The organism is Streptomonospora sp. PA3 (assembly GCF_009728995.1).
Taxonomy (GTDB): domain Bacteria; phylum Actinomycetota; class Actinomycetes; order Streptosporangiales; family Streptosporangiaceae; genus Streptomonospora.
On record NZ_VTZW01000007.1, the window covers coordinates 150,854 to 170,222 of the forward strand.

At 75.4% G+C, this 19,369-nt stretch carries 16 protein-coding genes; 11 read left to right on the forward strand and 5 right to left on the reverse strand.

Translation table 11 applies throughout. The annotated features are described in order from the left end of the window. The first annotated feature begins 16 nt into the window (after positions 1–16). Entirely contained in the window at positions 17–5,467 is a 5,451-nt protein-coding gene (locus tag FZ103_RS05295; protein ID WP_186355845.1) for a carboxyl transferase domain-containing protein, read from the forward strand. A 117-nt stretch (positions 5,468–5,584) separates the two neighbouring features. Here the strand turns inward: FZ103_RS05295 and FZ103_RS25330 are convergent, their stop codons facing one another. Continuing rightward, on the reverse strand, positions 5,585–6,028 hold the full coding sequence (locus tag FZ103_RS25330; RefSeq protein ID WP_255429771.1) for a DUF6653 family protein: 444 nt from the start codon (positions 6,026–6,028) through the stop codon (positions 5,585–5,587). A gap of 189 nt (positions 6,029–6,217) precedes the next feature. Between FZ103_RS25330 and FZ103_RS05305 the strand changes: the two genes are divergently transcribed. Beyond that, entirely contained in the window at positions 6,218–6,958 is a 741-nt protein-coding gene (locus FZ103_RS05305; protein ID WP_186355846.1) for a class I SAM-dependent methyltransferase, read from the forward strand. 155 nt (positions 6,959–7,113) lie between these two features. Then, a complete protein-coding gene (locus FZ103_RS05310; RefSeq protein WP_155999318.1) occupies positions 7,114–8,337 on the forward strand; it encodes a GDSL-type esterase/lipase family protein in 1,224 nt (407 codons plus the stop codon). Between the two features lie 205 nt (positions 8,338–8,542). Here FZ103_RS05310 and FZ103_RS25335 read toward each other — a convergent pair whose 3' ends face one another. After that, the gene (locus FZ103_RS25335; RefSeq protein WP_255429772.1) at positions 8,543–8,722 is read right to left on the reverse strand and encodes an SDR family oxidoreductase; all 180 of its coding nucleotides are present in this window, start codon (positions 8,720–8,722) and stop codon (positions 8,543–8,545) included. A gap of 206 nt (positions 8,723–8,928) precedes the next feature. Next, complete coding sequence (locus FZ103_RS05320; protein WP_155999319.1) at positions 8,929–9,507, reverse strand: DinB family protein; 579 nt, start codon at positions 9,505–9,507, stop codon at positions 8,929–8,931. A 98-nt stretch (positions 9,508–9,605) separates the two neighbouring features. Between FZ103_RS05320 and FZ103_RS05325 the strand changes: the two genes are divergently transcribed. Both FZ103_RS05325 and FZ103_RS05330 read left to right on the forward strand, forming a co-directional pair. Beyond that, positions 9,606–10,625 (forward strand): YafY family protein, encoded by a 1,020-nt coding sequence (locus FZ103_RS05325; protein ID WP_155999320.1) that lies wholly within the window; start codon positions 9,606–9,608, stop codon positions 10,623–10,625. A gap of 101 nt (positions 10,626–10,726) precedes the next feature. Next, positions 10,727–11,104, forward strand: coding sequence for a VOC family protein (locus FZ103_RS05330; protein ID WP_222936512.1), 378 nt, complete (start codon positions 10,727–10,729; stop codon positions 11,102–11,104). 81 nt (positions 11,105–11,185) lie between these two features. Here FZ103_RS05330 and FZ103_RS05335 read toward each other — a convergent pair whose 3' ends face one another. Next, positions 11,186–11,803, reverse strand: a complete 618-nt coding sequence (locus FZ103_RS05335; RefSeq protein ID WP_155999321.1) for a bifunctional 2-polyprenyl-6-hydroxyphenol methylase/3-demethylubiquinol 3-O-methyltransferase UbiG — start codon at positions 11,801–11,803, stop codon at positions 11,186–11,188. 146 nt (positions 11,804–11,949) lie between these two features. Between FZ103_RS05335 and FZ103_RS05340 the strand changes: the two genes are divergently transcribed. The 4 genes from FZ103_RS05340 (at position 11,950) to FZ103_RS05355 (ending at position 16,862) form a co-directional block, all read left to right on the forward strand. Beyond that, complete coding sequence (locus tag FZ103_RS05340; RefSeq protein WP_155999322.1) at positions 11,950–12,558, forward strand: dihydrofolate reductase family protein; 609 nt, start codon at positions 11,950–11,952, stop codon at positions 12,556–12,558. A gap of 831 nt (positions 12,559–13,389) precedes the next feature. Then, positions 13,390–14,487: a winged helix DNA-binding domain-containing protein gene (locus FZ103_RS05345; RefSeq protein ID WP_155999323.1), complete on the forward strand. Its 1,098-nt coding sequence runs from the start codon at positions 13,390–13,392 to the stop codon at positions 14,485–14,487. A gap of 391 nt (positions 14,488–14,878) precedes the next feature. Further along, positions 14,879–15,502, forward strand: a complete 624-nt coding sequence (locus FZ103_RS05350) for a bifunctional 2-polyprenyl-6-hydroxyphenol methylase/3-demethylubiquinol 3-O-methyltransferase UbiG (protein ID WP_155999324.1) — start codon at positions 14,879–14,881, stop codon at positions 15,500–15,502. Positions 15,503–15,875: 373 nt separating this feature from the next. Then, entirely contained in the window at positions 15,876–16,862 is a 987-nt protein-coding gene (locus FZ103_RS05355; protein ID WP_155999325.1) for an aldo/keto reductase, read from the forward strand. 148 nt (positions 16,863–17,010) lie between these two features. Here FZ103_RS05355 and FZ103_RS05360 read toward each other — a convergent pair whose 3' ends face one another. Next, on the reverse strand, positions 17,011–17,787 hold the full coding sequence (locus FZ103_RS05360; protein ID WP_155999326.1) for an SDR family NAD(P)-dependent oxidoreductase: 777 nt from the start codon (positions 17,785–17,787) through the stop codon (positions 17,011–17,013). A gap of 231 nt (positions 17,788–18,018) precedes the next feature. Here FZ103_RS05360 and FZ103_RS05365 point away from each other — a divergent pair, with 231 nt between their 5' ends. Beyond that, positions 18,019–18,888: an NmrA family NAD(P)-binding protein gene (locus tag FZ103_RS05365; RefSeq protein ID WP_155999327.1), complete on the forward strand. Its 870-nt coding sequence runs from the start codon at positions 18,019–18,021 to the stop codon at positions 18,886–18,888. Then, the gene (locus FZ103_RS05370) at positions 18,881–19,354 is read left to right on the forward strand and encodes an anthrone oxygenase family protein (protein ID WP_343233387.1); all 474 of its coding nucleotides are present in this window, start codon (positions 18,881–18,883) and stop codon (positions 19,352–19,354) included. The genes FZ103_RS05365 and FZ103_RS05370 overlap by 8 nt, the downstream gene beginning before the upstream one ends. Positions 19,355–19,369: the final 15 nt, after the last annotated feature.

Consider the following 19,369-nt stretch of genomic DNA (forward strand, 5'->3'; position numbering starts at 1 on the left):
AGAGGGGATTCCTCCGGTGTTCAGTCGTGTCGCCGTCGTCAACCGCGGTGAAGCCGCCATGCGGCTCATCCACGCCGTCCGGGATCTGGCGGCCCAGACCGGGGCCCGGATCGAGACGGTGGCGCTGCACACCGACGTCGACCGCGCGGCCGCCTTCGTCCGCGAAGCCGACCTGTCCTACGAACTCGGCCCCGCCTCGGCGCGCCCCTACCTGGACATGGCGGTGCTGGAGCGCGCACTCGTGGAATCCGGCGCCGACGCCGCATGGGTGGGCTGGGGCTTCGTCGCCGAAGACCCCGCCTTCGCCGAGCTGTGCGAGAAGGTCGGCGTCACCTTCATCGGCCCCAGCGCCGAGGCCATGCGCAAACTCGGCGACAAGATCGGCGCGAAGCTCATCGCCGAAGAGGTCGGCGTGCCCGTCGCGCCGTGGAGCCGCGGCGAGGTCGCCACCCTGGAGGAGGCCCTGCAGGCCGCCGAGCGCATCGGCTACCCGCTGATGCTCAAGGCGGCCGCCGGCGGCGGCGGGCGCGGCATCCGCGTCGTCACCGGCGAGAGCGAGCTCGCCGACGCCTTCGAACGCACCAGCCAGGAGGCCGCGCGCGCCTTCGGCAGCGGCGTGGTGTTCCTGGAGCGCCTGGTCACCGGCGCCCGCCACGTCGAGGTCCAGGTGATCGCCGACGGCCAGGGCACCGCCTGGGCGCTGGGCGTGCGCGACTGCTCGGTGCAGCGGCGCAACCAGAAGATCATCGAGGAGTCGTCCTCGCCCGTGCTCAGGCCCGACCAGGCCGCCGAGCTCAAGGCCTCCGCCGAGCGCCTGGCCGTGGCCGTGGGCTACCGCGGCGCGGCCACCGTCGAGTTCCTCTACCACCCCGGCGAGCAGCTCTTCGCGTTCCTGGAGGTCAACACCCGCCTGCAGGTCGAGCACCCCATCACCGAGTCCACCACCGGCTTCGACCTGGTCAAAGCCCAGCTGCACGTCGCCTCCGGCGGCCGCCTGGAGGGCGCCCCGCCCCCCGAGCGCGGCCACGCCGTGGAGGCCCGCCTCAATGCCGAGGACCCCGACCGCGACTTCGCGCCCTGCCCCGGCCGCATCGCCCGCCTGGACCTGCCCGCCGGGCCCGGCATCCGCGTGGACACCGGCGTCAGCGAAGGTGACGCCATCCCCACCGAGTTCGACTCGATGATCGCCAAGATCATCGCCTACGGCCGCGACCGCGACGAGGCCATGGCCCGCCTGCGCCGGGCCATGGCCGAGACCACCGTGGTCATCGAGGGCGGCGCCACCAACAAGAGCTTCGTGATGGACCTGCTGGAGCGGCCCGAGGTCGTCGAGGCCACCGCCGACACCGGCTGGATCGACCGCGTCCGCGCCGAAGGCGGGCTCGTCTCCCACCGCCACTCCGGCGTCGCGCTGGCGGCCGCCGCCATCGACGCCTACGAGGAGGAGGAGCGCGTCGAACGCCAGCGGCTGCTGTCGACGGCCTTCGGCGGGCGCCCCCAGGTCCGCCACGAAAGCGGCCGCCCGCTGGACCTCAAACTGCGCGGCGTCGGCTACCGCGTGCGGGTGGCCCGCGTGGGAGCCCACCGCTTCCGCGTCGGCGTCGAAGCCGGCGGCGACACGCGCACCGCCGACGTCGAACTCGACCGCTTCGACCGCCACACCGGCCACATCGTCGTCAACGGCACCCGCTACCGGCTGCTCACCGGCACCCACGGCCCCACCCACCTGGTCGAGGTCGACGGCGTCACCCACCGCGTCAGCCGCGACGAGGGCGGCGTCGTGCGCTCGCCCGCGCCCGCGCTGGTCGTGGCCACCCCGCTGCAGCCCGGCGCCGAGGTCGAGGCGGGCGCGCCGGTGCTGGTGCTGGAGAGCATGAAGATGGAGACGGTGCTGCGGGCGCCGTTCAAGGCGCGGCTGAAGGAGTGCGTGGTCTCGGTGGGCAGCCAGGTGGCCACCGGCGCCCCGCTGCTGCGGCTGGAGCCGCTGGCCGGCGCCGAGGCCGAGGACGCCTCCGCCGGCGCGGCCGCCCACCTGGACCTGCCCGCCGCCGAAGAGGCCCCCGCCCCCCAGCGGCTCGCCCGCGCCCGCGAGGACCTGCGCAGCCTGCTGCTGGGCTTCGACGTCGACCCCCACGACGAGCGCCGGGTGCTGGAGGACTACCTCGACCTGCGCCGCGGCGCCGCCGAGGGCCACCGCGTCCTGGCCCGGGAGCTCGAACTGGTCGAGGTCTTCGCCGACCTGGCCGAGCTCAGCCGCAACCGGCCCGCGGGCGAGGACCGCGGCGACACCCGCGTGCACAGCCCCCGCGAGCACTTCCACACCTACCTGCAGAGCCTCGACGTGGAGCGCGCGGGCCTGCCCGAGTCGTTCCAGAGCAAGCTCGCCACCGCGCTGGGCCACTACGGCGTCACCGACCTGGAGCGCACCCCCGAGCTGGAATCCGCGGTCTTTCGCATCTTCCTCGCCCAGCAGCGCGCCTCCGCCGACGCCGCGGCGGTGGCGGCGCTGCTGCGCACCTGGCTGCAGGAGCCCCCGCCCGACCAGGAGCTGCGCGAGCCCGCCGGGCTGGCGCTGGAGCGGCTGGTGGCCGCCACCCAGGTCCGCTTCCCCGCCGTCAGCGACCTGGCGCGCGGCGTGGTCTTCGCCTGGTTCGCCCAGCCGCTGCTGCGCCGCAACCGCGCCCGCGTCTACGCCGGAGTCCGCAAGCACCTGCGGTATCTGGACGCCCGCCCCGAGGCTCCCGACCGCGCCGAGCGCATCGCCGAGATGGTGCGCAGCACCGAGCCGCTGGTGCGCATCCTCGGCCAGCGCCTGCTGCGCCACGACAGGGACAACACCGTCATGCTGGAGGTGCTGACCCGGCGCTACTACGGCAACAAGGGCCTTTCGCAGGTGCGCACCCGCCGCTCCGGCGACTGCACGTTCGTCGTCGCCCAGCGCGCCGACTCCAGCGTGGCCTCCACCGCGGTGGGCTTCGAGCAGCTGGGCGCCGCGCTCGGCGGCCTGGCCGACCTGGCCGAGGGCGAGGCCCCCGTCGACGCCGACGTCTACCTCGCCTGGGAGCACCAGCCCGCCGACCCCGAGGCCATGGCCGCCGCCCTGCAGGAGGTCCTGGCGGCCCACCCGCTGCCCGAGGGCGTGCGCCGGCTCACCGCCACCGTCGCCGGCCGCAGCGGCGCGGTCATGCACCACCACTTCACCTTCCGCCCCGCACCCGAAGGGATGGCCGAGGACCGCCTCATCCGCGGCCTGCACCCCTACATCGCCCAGCGGATGCAGCTGGAGCGGCTGAGCGCCTTCGACCTCACCCGGCTGCCGTCCTCCGACGAAGAGGTCTACCTGTTCCAGTGCGTGGCGCGGGAGAACCCCTCCGACCAGCGCCTGGCCGCATTCGCCCAGGTGCGCGACCTCACCGAGCTGCGCGACCAGGACGGGCGCCTGGTGGCGCTGCCCACCGCCGAGGACGCCGTGGCCGCCTGCCTGGACTCCATCCGCCGCGCCCAGGCCCGCCGACCCGCCAAGAAGCGCTTCACCACCAACCGCATCGTGGTCTATGTGTGGCCGCCCAGCGAGATCACCCGCGCGGAGCTGGAGACCATCGCCGAACGGGTGCTGCCCACCACGGTCGGCGCCGGGCTGGAGGAGATCCTGGTCATCGCGCGCCAGCGCCATCCCTCCACCGGCGAGCTGCGCAAGATCAGTGTGCGCGTGCGCTTCGACGCCACCGGCGGCAGCGAGCTGACCGTCGGCGAGCCGCCCACCGAACCCGTCCGGCCCCTCGACGACTACCGGCAGAAGGTGCTGCGCGCCGGCCGCCGCAACACCGTCTACCCCTACGAGCTGACCGGGCTGCTCGGCCGCTTCGTCGAGCACGACCTCGACGAGCACCACGCCCTGGTGCCGGTCGACCGGCCCAAGGGGCACAACAGCGCCGCCATCGTCGCGGGCACGGTCACCACCCCCACCCGCCGCCATCCCCAGGGCGTCACCCGGGTCGTGCTGCTGGGCGACCCGACGAAGTCGCTGGGCGCGCTGTCGGAGCCCGAATGCCGCCGCGTCATCGCCGCGCTGGATCTGGCCGAGCGCATGGGCGTGCCGCTGGAGTGGTACGCGCTGTCGGCCGGGGCGCGCATCTCCATGGAGTCGGGCACCGAGAACATGGACTGGGTGGCCGCGGCGCTCAAGCGCATCGTCGAGTTCACCCAGGCCGGCGGCGAGATCAACGTCGTGGTCGCCGGCATCAACGTCGGCGCCCAGCCCTACTGGAACGCCGAGGCCACGATGCTCATGCACACCAAGGGCGTCCTGGTGATGACCCCGGACTCGGCGATGGTGCTCACCGGCAAGCAGTCGCTGGACTTCTCCGGCGGCGTCTCGGCCGAGGACAACTTCGGCATCGGCGGCTACGATCGAGTGATGGGCCCCAACGGCCAGGCCCAGTACTGGGCGCCGGATCTGGCCGGTGCGCGCGACGTGCTGATGCGCCACTACGACCACACCTACGTCGCCCCCGGCGAGCAGGCGCCGCGGCGGGCCGCCACCAGCGACCCCGCCGACCGCGACGTCTGCGACTTCCCCCACGCGCTGGAAGGCAGCGACTTCACCACCGTCGGCGACATCTTCTCCGCCCAGGCCAATCCCGAGCGCAAGAAGCCCTTCGACATCCGCACCGTGATGCGCGCCGTCTCCGACCAGGACCACCCGGTGCTGGAGCGCTGGGCCGACATGGCCGACGCCGAGACCGCGGCGGTCCACGACGCCCACCTGGGCGGGGTCCCGGTGTGCCTGCTGGGCATCGAGTCCAAGTCGGTGCCGCGGCGCGGCTTCCCGCCCACCGACGGTCCCGACGCCTACACCGCGGGCACCCTGTTCCCGCGGTCGTCGAAGAAGGCCGCGCGGGCCATCAACGCCGCCAGCGGCAACCGGCCGCTGGTGGTGCTGGCCAACCTGTCGGGCTTCGACGGGTCGCCGGAGTCGATGCGCAAGCTCCAGCTGGAGTACGGCGCCGAGATCGGCCGGGCGATCGTGAACTTCCGCGGGCCCATCGTGTTCTGCGTGATCTCGCGCTACCACGGCGGGGCGTTCGTGGTGTTCTCCAAGGCGCTCAATCCGGAGATGACCGTGCTGGCGGTGGAGGGCTCCTTCGCCTCGGTGCTGGGCGGCGCGCCCGCGGCCGCGGTGGTCTTCTCCGGCGAGGTCGACGCCCGCACGGCGGCCGACGAGCGCGTGCGCGAGCTGGAGGCCCGCGTGGCGGCGGCCTCGGGCACCGACCGGGCGGCGCTGACGGCCGAGCTCGACGAGCTGCGGGCCTCGGTGCGCGCGGAGAAGCTCGGCGAGGTGGCCGCGGAGTTCGACCGCATCCACGACATCCGCCGCGCGGTCGAGGTCGGCTCGGTCGACGCGGTCATCAGCGCCGCGGAGCTGCGCCCGCGCATCATCGAGGCCATCGAGGCGCGCTGGGGCTGAGACCGGGGCGGCGGGCTGCTGCGGCCAGGGCGGCGAGGCGCCCACCGCCGCAGCGGCCCGCCGCCGGGGCCCGAAGCCGTGAGCGCCGGCCCGCAGGGCGGGGGAGGGGCCGGCGGGTCAGGCGGAGCCGCCGCGGTGGCGGTCGTAGTAGCGGGCCATCTGCTCCCAGTAGACCATCGTCAGTCCCATCATCGCGGCCATGGCCGCGCCCGCCGGCACCGCGCGGCGGCGGTAGGCCGCGGCGACGGCGAGCAGGCCCGCGGCCGAGGTCGCGGCCTGCACCGCCATGGCGGCGTCGCGGGGCCGCTCGGCGATCCACAGCTCCTCGCCCAGCATCGCCCGCGTCGACCAGGCGCGGTCGTCGGCGGGCTCGGGGAACACGACCGGGTTGAGCGCCATCCACACGCCCACGGCCGCGGCATGGCGCCAGTCGCGGGTCCAGACGGGGACGAGGATCAGCGGGGCACTCGCCCACCGGCTCCACGCGCTCCAGGGATTGCAGTGGCGGGCGAAGACGGCGCGGCGCAGCCGCGCGAACGTGCTCGTCGGGCCTGGGGTCATGGGGACCGTCCCATCGTGTCGAACCTGCGTGAGTACGAACCGACCGCCGACCAGGCTTCCCGGCAGACCGCGCAGCACGCTACGCCGCCGCCCGCCCGCGCACAACCCCGGATGCCGCCGCCTCGCGGCCCGCGCCCCGGGCCCGAAAACCGGAGGCGCCCCGCCGCACCCGCGGGTTAATCTCGCGTGGTGTTCGACCACGAAGACCACTTCGGCGAGGACGTCGCCGCCACCTACGACGACTCCACCGGGGCGATGTTCGCCCCCGCGACCGTGGAGGCCACCGCCGACGCCCTGGCCCGGCTGGCCGGCGGCGGCCCCGCCCTGGAGCTCGGCATCGGCACCGGGCGCATCGCCCTTCCGCTGGCGCGCCGCGGCGTGGCGGTCCACGGCATCGACCTGTCCGAGGCCATGGTGGCCCGCCTGCGCGCCAAACCCGGAGCCGAGGCGATCGGGGTGACCCTCGGCGACTTCGCCACCGCCCGGGCACCCGGCAGCTACGCGCTCGTCTACCTCGTCTTCAACACGATCGGCAACCTCACCAGCCAGGACGCCCAGGTGGCCTGCTTCGCCAACGCCGCCGCCCACCTGCGCCCCGGCGGCTGCTTCGTCATCGAGACGGGCGTCCCCGAACTGCGCCGGCTCCCGCCGGGCCAGAGCATGCTGCCCTTCCACGCCGGCCCCACGCAATGGGCCTTCGACGTCTACGACACCGCCACCCAGGCGATGAGCTCCAACTACGTCGAGGTGGCCGAGGGGCGCGGCAGCTTCCGCTCGATCCCCTTCCGCTACGCCTGGCCGGCCGAACTGGACCTGATGGCCCGCATGGCCGGGCTGAGCCCGCCCCAGCGCTGGTCGGGCTGGTCGGGCGAGCCCTTCACCCACGAGAGCACCCAGCACGTCTCCATCTGGCGCAAACCAGCAGCCTGAGGAGCATGCGATCCGTCTCAACGCCGCCGCCGGGCGCCGTTTGGCCGACTCGCGGGCCCGGCGACCGCGCTAGAGTCGCCGCCTGCCGTGGGAGGGGGATTCGGGCAGCGGAAATGCGTTGGGCGCGCCGGTGCCGTCCGTGCGAAGCTGTGATCATGAACCGCCGGGACGACTCCGTGCCCGAGGCAGCAGGCGCGCCCTCGGGGACCGACTGGATCACCACACCCATCACCGCCGACCTGGTGCGCGGCGCATGCGAACTGGAACGCACCCAGCACGGCCTGCTGCCGCACCGGCTGCCGGCCCGCGCCCGCAGCCAGAGCCCCGACGGCCAACTGGCCATGGCCGAGGCCCAGCCCTCCGGCGTTCGCCTGGTGATGCGCACCCGCGCCACCGCCGTCGAACTGGACACCCTGCGCACCAAGAACGCCTACCGCGGCGCGCCGCCCCGTCCCGACGGCGTCTACGACCTGCTGATCGACGGCCGCTTGAGCGGCCAGGCCGCCACCACCGGCGGCAACACGGTGCTGATGGACATGACCACCGGATCGGCCGAGCACCTGCCCGGCCCCGTCGGCACCGTCGCCTTCACCGGCCTGCCCGAGGGCGACAAAGACGTCGAGATCTGGCTGCCCTTCAACGAGATCACCGAACTGGTCGCCCTGCGCACCGACGCCCCCGTCGGCCCCGCGCCCCGCCACGACCGCCGGACCTGGGTCCACCACGGCAGCTCGATCAGCCACGGCTCCGACGCGGCCAGCCCCACCGCCACCTGGCCGGCGCTGGCGGCCTGGCGCGGCGGCGCCGATCTGGTCAACCTCGGCCTGGGCGGCAGCGCCCTGCTGGACCCCTTCACCGCCCGCGCCATCCGCGACACCCCGGCCGACCTGGTCAGCGTCAAGATCGGCATCAACCTGGTCAACGCCGACCTGATGCGGCAGCGGGCCTTCACTCCGGCCGTGCACGGATTCCTCGACACCATCCGCGACGGCCACCCCACAGCGCCGCTGCTGGTCGTCTCGCCCATTCACTGCCCCATCCACGAGGACACCCCCGGCCCCAGCGCCCCGGACTTCAGCGGCCTGGTCGACGGCAGGCTGCAGTTCAAGGCCACCGGGGACCCCGACGAGCGCGCCGCGGGCAAGCTGACGCTGAACGTCATCCGCGAGGAGCTGGCCCGCATCGTCAAGCAGCGCGCCGCCGAGGATCCCCGCCTGCACTACCTCGACGGGCGCGAACTCTACGGCGAAGCCGACTTCGCCGAGCTGCCGCTGCCCGACCAGCTGCACCCCGACGCCGCCACCCACCGCCGCATGGGCGAGCGCTTCGCCGAACTGGCCTTCGGCCCCGGCGGCCCCTTCGCCGCCCCGCCCGGCTGAGCCCCACCGCAGACCCGGCGGCACTCGGGAAACCCGGTGGGCCGGCACCGGCCGCATGCCTGGAGGCATCGCCGCGGCCGGCGGCAGCGAGCTGACCTGGGCCGAAGGCGACGCGGGCGCGGCCTCGGCGGTATTGGACCGCGCCCGAGGGCGCCCTGCGCATCCCGCTGACCTTCTCGATGGTGGCGCGCCGCCCCTGCCCGGCTCAGGCCCGCAGGCCGGCGTCGACCGGCAGGACCGCCCCGGTCACATAGGAGGAGCGGTCGCTCAACAACCAGGCCGCGGCCTGGGCGATCTCCTCGGGCTCGGCCATGCGCCCCAGCGGCGCCGCGGCCTCCATCCGATCGGTGAGACCGGGCGAGTGCTCCTCCCAGGTGCGGACCATCTCGGTCAGAGTCGAGCCGGGGGCGATCGCGTTGACGCGGATCCCCTCGGGCGCGACCAGCAGGTGGTGATCTACACCGCCGCGCCCGGCTCCGCGGCGCAGGAGGCCCTGCGGCTGCTGTCGGTCGTCGGGACCCAGCGCATGGACGCACCCCGCTGAGCGGCGCGGGCCCAGGACCCGCCCCCTCAGCCGGGGCCCGCCTGCCCTCAGGTGGCGGTGCGGCCGTCGATGGTCTCGCGCAGGATGTCGGCGTGGCCGGCGTGCTGGGTCGTCTCGGCGATGACGTGGATCAGCACCCGGCGCACGCTGTACTCCGCTCCCGGCTCGCTCCACGGCGCCTCCGGCAGCGGGTGCGTCGCCGAGAGGTCGGGCAGGGAGGCGACGACCTCCTCGGTGCGCTCGGCCACCCGCTCGTAGCGCCGGAGGATCCCCTCCAGGGTGTCGCCGGGCAGCATCGCGAAGTCGTTCTCGCGGTCGATGATCCACTGCGGGAGCTCGCGCGCGGTGCCGGCCATGAGGTCGTCCCAGGTGACGCCGTCGGGCAGGTCGAAGCGCATCGCCGCGGGGCCCTCGACGGCGAAGCGCAGCCAGGCCTCCTCCGTGGAGGCCACGTGCTTGACCAGTCCGCCCAGGCACAGCGCGCTGACCGTGGGACGCAGGCGGATCTGCTCGTCGTCGAGCCCGCGGACGGCGCCGATCAGGGCTTCGCGTGCGGTGGCGAGTTCGGCGAGCAGGTCGGCGCGCTCGCTGCCGAGTCGGCTGGTGGGCGTGGCGGTTGCGGTCATGACGGGGTCCTTCCGGTCGTCGTCCTCATCGGGTACAGGACCACCCTCGCAACGGCAGCGGACAGGTTGTGTCCTCTTCTTCGGGCAGGATGGATTTCATGCCCACCGCTTCAGCGCGCCTGCTGGCGCTGCTCTCGCTGCTGCAGACACGCCGGGACTGGCCGGGAGACGTGCTGGCCCGGCGCCTGGAGGTCAGCACGCGCACCGTGCGCCGCGACGTCGAGCGCCTGCGCGAGCTCGGCTATCCCATCGCGGCCGCCAAGGGCCCCGACGGCGGGTACCGGCTGCGCGCCGGCACCGACCTGCCCCCGCTGCTGTTCGACGACGAGCAGGCGGTCGCCCTGGCCGTGGCGCTGCAGACCGCCGCCACCGCCGGCGCCGGGATCGAGGAGTCCGCGGCCCGCGCGCTGAACACCGTCCGCCAGGTCATGCCGGCCCGGCTGCGCCGCCGCATCGACACCGTCCAGGTCACCGCCGTCGAGCCGGCGGCGCACCGGCCCCGGGCCGACAGCGCCGTGCTGGCGGCGCTGGGTGCGGCCGTGCACGCCCGGGAGGTGCTGCGCTTCGACTACGACCCCGTCGCCGCGCCCGAGGGCGGCCGCGGGCCCGCACCCGACACACCGCCTCCGCCGCGCCGGGTCGAGCCCCACCACCTCGTCACCTGGCGCGGGCGCTGGTACCTCGTGGCCTGGGACCTCGACCGCGGCGACTGGCGCACCTTCCGCGCCGACCGGATCACCCCGCGCACCCCCACCGGACCCCGCTTCGCCCCGCGCGAGGTGCCCGGCGGCGACGTCGCCGCCTATGTCGCCGCCCGGTTCCGGGGCGCCGGCGGTCCCCACGCCTGGCCCTGCCGCGGCGAGGTCGTCCTCGACCTGCCCGCCGACGCGGTGTCCCCCTACGCCCGCGACGGCGTCGTCGAGGAACTCGGGCCCGCCCGCTGCCGGCTCGTCCTGGGCTCGTGGTCGTGGCCCGGCCTGGCCGCCGCCCTGGGCATGTTCGACGCCGACATCGAGGTGGTGGGCCCGCCCGAGCTCACCGACGCCTTCGCGATGCTGGCCCGCCGCTACGCCCGCGCCGCCGGCGGTGCCGCCGACGCGCCGCGGCCGGACTCCTGAGCTCCCCCGCCCGCCGGTCCGGTGAGGCGACCGGGGGAGCCGGACCGGGACGGGTACGCGTCGGGCCCCCGCGGGCGCCCGGACCGTGCGACACTCGATGCGTGGCCTCCAAACTCTTTCCGATGCTGTCCTGCGGCGATCTCCAGCGGTCCCTCGCCTTCTACCGCGACCTGCTCGAAGGCGTGGAGACCTACCGGTTCCCCGAGCAGGGGGACCCGCAGTTCATCGCGCTGAGGATGGGCCAATCCGAGATCGGGCTGGGTCCGGTCTCCGAGCGGCCGCTGCACGGCCGCCCGCAGCGTCCCGCGGGAGGCCACCGCATGGAACTGTGCGTCTACGTCGACGACGTCGATGCGGTGTTCGCCCGGGCGCGCGCCGCCGGGTTCGAGGCGGTCGCCGATCCGGCCGAGACGCCCTGGGGAGAGCGCATCGCCTGGATCGCCGACCCCGACGGCAACCTGGTGATGCTCACCCGCTGAGTTCGCGCGCGCCCGGACCGGGTGCGGCGGCGCGGCGGTGATGCGGTCGGGTGCCGCCGGGTGGGGGAGGCGTACGGGAACTCAGCCGACGCGGTGCACGCTGACGGCGTAGCCGCCGCCGGTGTAGGCGTGGCCGTCCCAGGTGGCGTGCCGGCTGACCGGCGCGAGCCCGGCGGCGGCGCACCAGGCGTCGTAGTCGGGCAGACCCAGCGGGGCCTCGTCCAGGGGCAGGTGGGCGGGGTCGAGGCCGAATCCGGCGACCAGCAGCCCGCCCGGAGCAAGGAGCGAGGCCAGGGCGGCGACGACGGCGGGCTCGGTGCCCGCGGCCAGCAGCGGGATCACGTTGCCGGCCGCCACGACCATGTCGAAGTCCGGATCCAGCCCCAGTGCGGCCACCTCGGCCAGGTCGGCCTCCAGCCACGCCAGCTCGGGCGCGCGGCGGCGCGCCTGGGCGAGCATGGAGGCGTCGACGTCCACGCCGGTGCAGGTGTGGCCGAGCTCGGCCAGGCGGATGGCGACCCGGCCGGTGCCGCATCCGGCGTCGAGAACGCGCGAGCCCGGGCGCAGCAGCCCGTCGCAGAAGCGGGCCTCGCCGTGGACGTCGGCGCCGGAATCGGCCAGGGCGGCGAACCGGGCGGCGTAGCGCTCCCCGGAGTCCTTGCCCGCCACCTGGGCCCAGCGGCTGGCGCGCTCCTCCATCGTCTCCTCCTTCGCACCCGGTCGCCTCGACGGTACCGCGCGGGCCGGGCCCTCGGGGAATCCGCGGGCCGCGGTCCGATGAGTTCGCGCCTCGCCGACCGTCCATCAGTGAGAGCCGAACATCCACCCCTGGAAAGGACCGCGCCATGGGCACGACGTATCTGCACGCGGTGGCCTCGCTGGACGGCTACATCGCCGACCCGAACGACGACGTGGGACCGCTGCACGACTGGTATTTCAGCGGCGACCATCCCCTCGTCGGCGAGGACCGCCCCGATGTGCACGGTGCGCCGTTCCGGGTCTCGGCGGCCTCGGCCGACTACGTGCGCGGCATGTGGTCGCGCCAGAGGGTCCTGGTCGTCGGACGGCACCAGTTCGACCTGACCAACGGCTGGGAGGGGCACCCGCCGGCGAGCGAGCACGTCGTGGTCGTGTCGCACCGGCCTCGGCCGCGGGGGTGGCACCCGCAGGCGCCCTTCCACTTCGCCGCCTCGGTGCAGGAGGGCATCGCGCAAGCACAGGAGCTGGCCGGCGAGGGGGAGATCGGTGTGGGCGCAGGCGAGGTCGGCGGACAGGCGCTGTCGCTGGGGCTCGTCGACCACGTGGCGATCGACGTCGTGCCGGTCGTCTTCGGGCGGGGCAAGCCCTACTTCGGGCCGCTCGCCGACGGCCACCTGATGCTCGGGGATCCCGAGGTGGTCATCCGCGGCGACGGGGTGCTCCATATGCGCTACCCGGTGCCCCGGCAACGCTGAGCACCGGGTAGCGCCCGGCGCGGACGGGAGGTACCACGCCGCTTCGGCCGCGGCCGCGTCGGCGCCCCGGCGGTCCCGCAGCCGGGGCGCCCGTGCTCCCTTCCGCCGAATTACGTTTATGTTTGGTTGCATCTCTACGTAACTACGAAACAAAAAACGAAACGGTGGGTGAATCCTGGCTTCCGATAAGCGTGCCTTATCGGAAGCCAGGATGGGGGGGTGTCAAGGGAGCGGCCGAGGGGCGCCAACGAAACCGCCGCCACCGCCGAAGGAGCCGGAGCCCCGCTCGAAGCGAGGCCAAAGAGCCGCCGACGACGACGGGACCCGCACGGCCCTGTCTCGCGCCGGGTGCGCTCAGCATGATGACGTGTCGTCGGGTTGAGAAGCGCTGCAACGCATCACCGGTCCGCCACGCTCAACCGGCGAGCGACGACAGCGGACTCAGTAAGGGCGCTTCCCGAGGTTCCGCGGCGAGTGCGCGCCCTCGCCGGCGGCCGGGAGCGATACCGACGGGACCACGGGCGGCCGGAGAAGAGGACGCCCCCTGTCCTCTCGGCTTGCGAGGGTGGGGGCATCAGCGATGGCGATCGGAAGGACCCCCGATGACCTCGGCCCCCACCGATCCGGCTCCTGCGGCCGGCGTGAGGGGGAGCGGGCCGGTCCGCTCACCGAGGCGGCGGTGGCCCGGGCTGCCTTGCGGAGGGCGGTGCAGGCGTCAAGCGACGTCCGGCTGCGTGCCTCCGCGAGGAACCGCGCCGACTCCTCGCCCTGCTCGGCCCGGCGCCGGGCCGCCGACGCACCGGCCCACGGCACCCGAGGACGCGTGATCCGATGACCGTACTGGGCACCCGCGCGCTCAACCGCGCCACGCTGGCCCGCCAACTGCTCCTGCACCCCGCCGACATGCCCGCACCCAGCGCCGTCGCCCACCTGTGCGGCATGCAGGCGCAGGAACCGCAGGAGCCTTTCACCGGCCTCTGGTCGCGACTGCGCGCCTTCGACCCGGCGCAGCTGTCCAGCCTGCTGAACGGGCGGCGGCTGGTGCGCATGCACCTCATGCGCCGCACCATCCACCTGCTCACCGCCGCCGACGCCCTGGCCTGGCGGTCCCGCCACGACCCGATGCTGCGCCAGCGGGTCCTGGCCGTCTTCCGCCGCGAGCTTCAGGGAGTCGACCTGGACGAGCTCGCATCGGCCGTGCAGGCCGCGACGGCCGACGGCCGGCCCCGCACGACGGCCGAGCTCGCGCGGGAGCTGGCCCGGCACCGGCCCGAGCCGGGCAGCCAGGCGCTGGGCGAGATCGCCACCGCCCTGGTCCCGATGGTGCAGGCGCCGCCGCGCGGGCTGTGGCGCACCGAGGCGGGCGTGCGCCTCGTAGCGCTGTCGTCGTGGCTGGGGACCGAACCCGACCCGCCGTGCCCGGAAAGCGGCGATCCCGCGGGCCAGGCGCTGGTACGGCGCTATCTGGCCGCGTTCGGGCCCGCCGCCTCGGCCGACCTGCGCGCCTGGTGCGGCCTGTCCGGGCTCCCGGAGGCACTGTCGGCGATGCGCGAGGAACTGGTCGTCTTCCGCGACGAGCGCGGCCGGCGCCTGCTGGACCTGCCCGACGCGCCGCGCCCCGACCCCGACACCCCCGCGCCGGTGCGGTTCCTGCCCGCGTTCGACAACGCGGTCCTGGGCTACCGCGACCGCACCCGCATCATCGACGAGGCCCACCGCGGCCTGCCGGTCACCGGAGCGCGCTTCGTCCTGCTCGACGGGCGGGCGGGGGCGACCTGGGGCCTTGCGGAGGGCGCCGTGGTGGTGACGCCGCTGCGCCGCCTGGCCGGCGCCGAGCGCACCGCCGTGGCCGAGCAGGGCGAGAAGCTGGCGCGGTTCCTCTCGGAGGGACGCAGCCGCCGGGTCCGCATCGCCGACCCCGGCCGCTGATCCGCCGCCCGCCCGGGGCGCCTGCGCGGCGCCCCTCCGGCCGCCGAAGCGCCCGGAAACACCTCGATACGTCCGATGCAGCAGCGGGTCCGGCCGCACGTCGCCTCGACCGCCACCCGCGTCCCGCCCGCCAGGCCGGTGGGCGACGGCGCCGGACACGCCCCAACGCCCGCGCTCCCCGGCGGAACCGCCCCGCAGGCCGTGCCCCCTTCACCCCAGCGCTTGGGCGACCCCATCGGGACCGGCGCGGGAGATACCCGGCGCAGCGGTTTTGCCGAGGCGGCAAGAGTGTTTGCCCACCGCAGGTGCGGGGCGCAGGATGGCCGGAGGAAACCGCAGCGGACCGGGCGGCAGGCGCCCGGCACGGCACGGCGAGGAGGAGGACGCGCCGATGAGCGAGGGCACCGAAGCCACCGGCCAGGAGTACTGGGACACCCGCTACCGGGAGAGCGAACGGATCTGGAGCGGCGAACCCAACGCCGCCCTGGTCGCCGAAGCCGCCGACCTGGCGCCGGGGCGGGCCCTGGACCTGGGCTGCGGCGAGGGCGCCGACGCCGTCTGGCTGGCCCGGCGCGGCTGGCGCGTCACCGCCGTGGACATCTCCGCCGTCGCCTTGGAGCGGGCCGCCGAGCACGCCGCCGAAGCCGGAGTCGCCGACCGGATCGACTTCCAGCGCCACGACCTGGCGCAGTCGTTTCCCGAGGGCGGCTTCGCGCTGGTCGCCGCGCTGTTTCTGCACTCCCGCGGCGACATGCCCCGCGAGCGGATCCTGCGCACCGCCGCCGCGCACGTGGTCTCCGGCGGCACGCTGCTGATCGTGGGCCACGCCGGACACGCCACCTGGGAGCACGACCACGACCAGGACGTCCGGCTGCCCGAGGCCGCCGAGGTCCTGGAGTCGCTGCAGGCCGACCCGGGGGAGTGGGAGGTACTGCTCAGCCAGGAGCGCCGACGCGACCACGCGAGCCCGGGCGGCCACCACGCCGACACCATCGTCAAGCTGCGCCGCCGCTGACCGCCCGCGCACCCGCCGGAGGCGGCGGTGGAGCCCGCCCGCACCGGCGGTCGGATCGACCCCCCGGACCGCCCCGCGCCGCACAGGGCGCCCGGGGCCGTATCGCGGTCACGCACCGACGACCGCGGCCGGACCGGCACCGGCCGACCGCACCGGGTCGCCGGGCAGGCAGGCACCGGTGTCGGCGGCCTCCTCACCACTGGCCCGGACCCGGCGGGCGCGGCCGCGCCGCCGATGCGCCCTGCGATGCACCCCGGCGCCGCCCCGGACCGACCAGGGGGACGCGGCAGCGCGAAAACCGGTTGGCCCCCGACGCGGGCGCGGGCGACCATGGGGCGCGGCGCCGCAGCAGCGCCGCCGAAAGGAGCACCCGTTGCGCACCGCCAGGCTGGGACGCACCGACGTCGAAGTCACCGAACTCGGACTGGGCTCGGGCCCCCTGGGCGGGCTGTTCGCCCCCCTCGACGACGCCACCGCCGCCGACACCCTCCAGGCCGCCTGGGACTGCGGCATCCGCTACTTCGACACCGCCCCGCACTACGGCATCGGACACGCCGAGCGCCGAGTGGGCGCGCTGCTGGCCCGGCGCCCGCCCTCGGCATTCACCGTCTCCACCAAGGTCGGCCGGCTGCTGGTCCCCCAGAACGCGGACGGCCGCCGCGACCCCCACTTCCACGTGCCGGCCACCCACCGCCGCGTCTGGGACTTCTCGCGCACCGGTGTGCGCGCGAGCGTGGAGGACTCCCTGCAGCGCATGGGCCTGGACCGCGTCGACGTCCTCTTCCTGCACGACGCCGAGAACCACTTCACCCACGCCCTCGAGGAGGGATACCCGGCGCTGGCCGAGCTGCGCGAGCAGGGCCGGGTAGGCGCGATCGGCGCAGGCATGCACGACACGGCGCTGTTGACCCGGCTGGTGCGCGAGTGCGACGTGGACGTGGTGATGGTCTCGGGCCGCCTCACCCTGCTCGACCACAGCGCCCTGGGCGAGCTGGTCCCAGCCTGCGCCTCCCGCGGCGTCTCGATACTGGCCGCCTCGGTGTTCAACTCCGGCCTGCTGGCCGAAGCCGAGCCCGGTGCCGGGAGCGCCCCCTACGACTACGCCCCCGCGGCCCCGCACGTCCTGCAGCGCGCCCGCCGCATCGCCGAGGTCTGCGCCGCCCACGACGTCAGCCTCCTCCAGGCCGCGCTCGCCTTCCCGCTGCGCCACCCGGCGGTCGCCGGGGTCGTGGCGGGCATGCGCTCGGCCGCCGAGGTCCGCGCCGACGCGGCCGCCTTCGCGACCGCGGTGCCCGAGCGGCTGTGGGAGGACCTGCGCACCGCGGGGCTGATCGACGCCCGCGCCGCCCGGGGACGCTGACCCGCAGCCGATCCGGGGGTGGGAGGTGCGGACATGCCTGTCGCCGCTTCCCCGTCCGCGCCACCGGCCGCCTCCCGCCGCGGCGTATCACCCCGGCCCCGGCCGGCGGGAGCTCTGGGGCAGGCGGGCGTGCGGGGTGGCCGCGCGGTCACGGCGGCCCGGGAGCCTCCTCGGGGTCGTGGCCGCGCACCGACCGGCCGCCGTCGAGGGGCAGCACCGCCCCGCTGACGAACCGCGCCTGGTCGCTGAGCAGGTAGGCGACCGCGTCGGCGACCTCCTCGGGCACCCCCACCCGGCCCAGCGGGTGCAGGCGCGCCATCTCGCGCTCGGTGCGCCGCCTGTCCTGCGGGCTCTGGCCATCCAGCAGGGCGGCGTAGCGCTCGGTGGCCACCGACCCCACCGCCACGGCGTTGGCGCGCACCCCCTGCGGCCCGTAGTCGACGGCCACAGCGCGGGTCAGGCCCTCCACGGCCGCCTTGGCGGTGGCGTAAGGCAGCGCACCGGGAACCGGGCGCTGAGCCTGATGGGAGGAGACGTTGACCACGGCCCCGCCGGTGCCGGCGTCGATGAAGCGCCGCACCGCCACGGCGCACCCGGTCACCACGGGCGCGAGGTTGGCGGCGACCAGCGCCATCACCTCGGCGGGCGCAGCGGTGTGCAGGTCGGCATCGCGAAAGACCGCGGCGTTGTTGACCCATCCGCGCAGCACGCCGCGCCGCTGGGCGGATGCGGCGGCCTCCTCGGCCACCGGTTCGGCCGCCGCGTCCCCCACGACCGCATCGGCCCGGGAATGCTCCGCGACCCACGCCGCGGACGCGGGATCGGTGTCGACGACGACCACGGCCGCCCCCTGGGCGAGCAGCCGCTCGGCCACCGCCCTCCCGATTCCGCGCCCGCCCCCGGTCACGACATGGCTGTCCGACATAGGCAGCAGCCTGTCACCGGGCACGGCCGCGGCATAGGGCCCCGAGCGCAGGGGAACCCGCGACCGCGATCGGGCCACCGCGCCGCGGCACCCGACCGCCCGGGGGCGCGGCCGCCCGATCCCGAGCCCGGGGCGCCCGCAGGCGACCGGGCCCGGCGGTGAGACGCGCGCGTATGCCCGCGAGCCCGCCGGCCATGGACCGCGCCCCGCCGCGGGCGTTGACTGTCTGCCATGACGACGAACACCCACCCGACCGCCGTCCTGGTGCTGGGCGGAACCGGAAAGACCGGCCGGCGCGTCGCCCGGCTGCTCACCGCGGCCGGCCGCCCGGTGCGCATCGGCTCGCGCAGCACCCGCCCGGCCTTCGACTGGCAGGACGAGGCGACCTGGGAACCGGCGGTGCACGGGGCCTCGTGCGCCTACGTCGCCTACGCCCCCGACCTCGCCTTCCCCGGCGCCGACGAGGCGGTGGGCCGCTTCGCGCGCCGCGCCGCCGAGGCCGGCCTCACCCGCCTGGTACTGCTCAGCGGCCGCGGCGAACCCGGCGCGCGGCGCAGCGAGGAGGCGCTGCGCGCAGCCGGCACCGCATGGACGATCGTGCGCTCCAGCTTCTTCGCCCAGAACTTCAGCGAGGACTTCCTGGCCGGAATGGTGGAGCGCGGCCAGGTCGCGCTGCCGGCCGGCGCGGTGGCCGAACCCTTCGTCGACGCCGACGACGTCGCCGAGGTCGCGGCGGCCGCACTGCTCGACCAGGCCCACACCGGCCGCGTCTACGAGGTCACCGGCCCCCGGCTGCTGACCTTTCCCCAGGCCCTGGCCGAGATCGGCGAAGCCGCCGGCCGCGACATCGCCTACCTGCCGCTGACCCCCGAGCAGTTCGCCGCGGGCATGGTCGCCGAAGGGTTCGACCCCGGCTACGCCGAGGCGCTCAGCGCCCTGTTCGCCGAGGTCCTCGACGGCCGCAACGCCCGCCTGGGCGAGGGCGTCGCCCAGGCGCTGGGCCGACCGCCGCGCGACTTCGCCGACTATGCGCGCCGCGCCGCGGCATCGGGCGCCTGGCAGCAGGCACCGGCCGCCGGAGCGGGGGCCGACCGTGGCTGAGGCGGTGACCGTGGCCGCTGTGGTGGCCACCGGCCTGTTCGCGGGACTGTTCTGCGCCTTCTCCTTCGCGGTCATGCCCGGCCTGGCCCGCAGCGCAGACCGCACGTTCGTCGAGGCGATGCAGCGCATCAACACCGCCATCCTCAACCCGGTCTTCGCCGCGGTGTTCGCCGGCGCACCCGTGCTGCTGCTGGCCGCCCTGGCGCTGCACCTGCCCGCCGGCCGGCCGGCACCGCCGGCGTGGCTGGCGGCGGCGCTGCTGTCGGCGGTGGCGGCCATCGCGGTGACGCTCGGGCTCAACGTGCCGCTGAACAACGCGCTCGGCGCCGCCGGCCGGCCCGCCGACGACGCCGCGGCACAGGCGGCGCGGGCCCGCTTCGAGACCGCCTGGGTGCGGTGGAACACGGTGCGCAGCCTGCTGTCGGTGCTCGCGCTGGTCTGCGCGGCCGCGGCCCTGGCCGCCTGAGCCGGGCCCACCGGC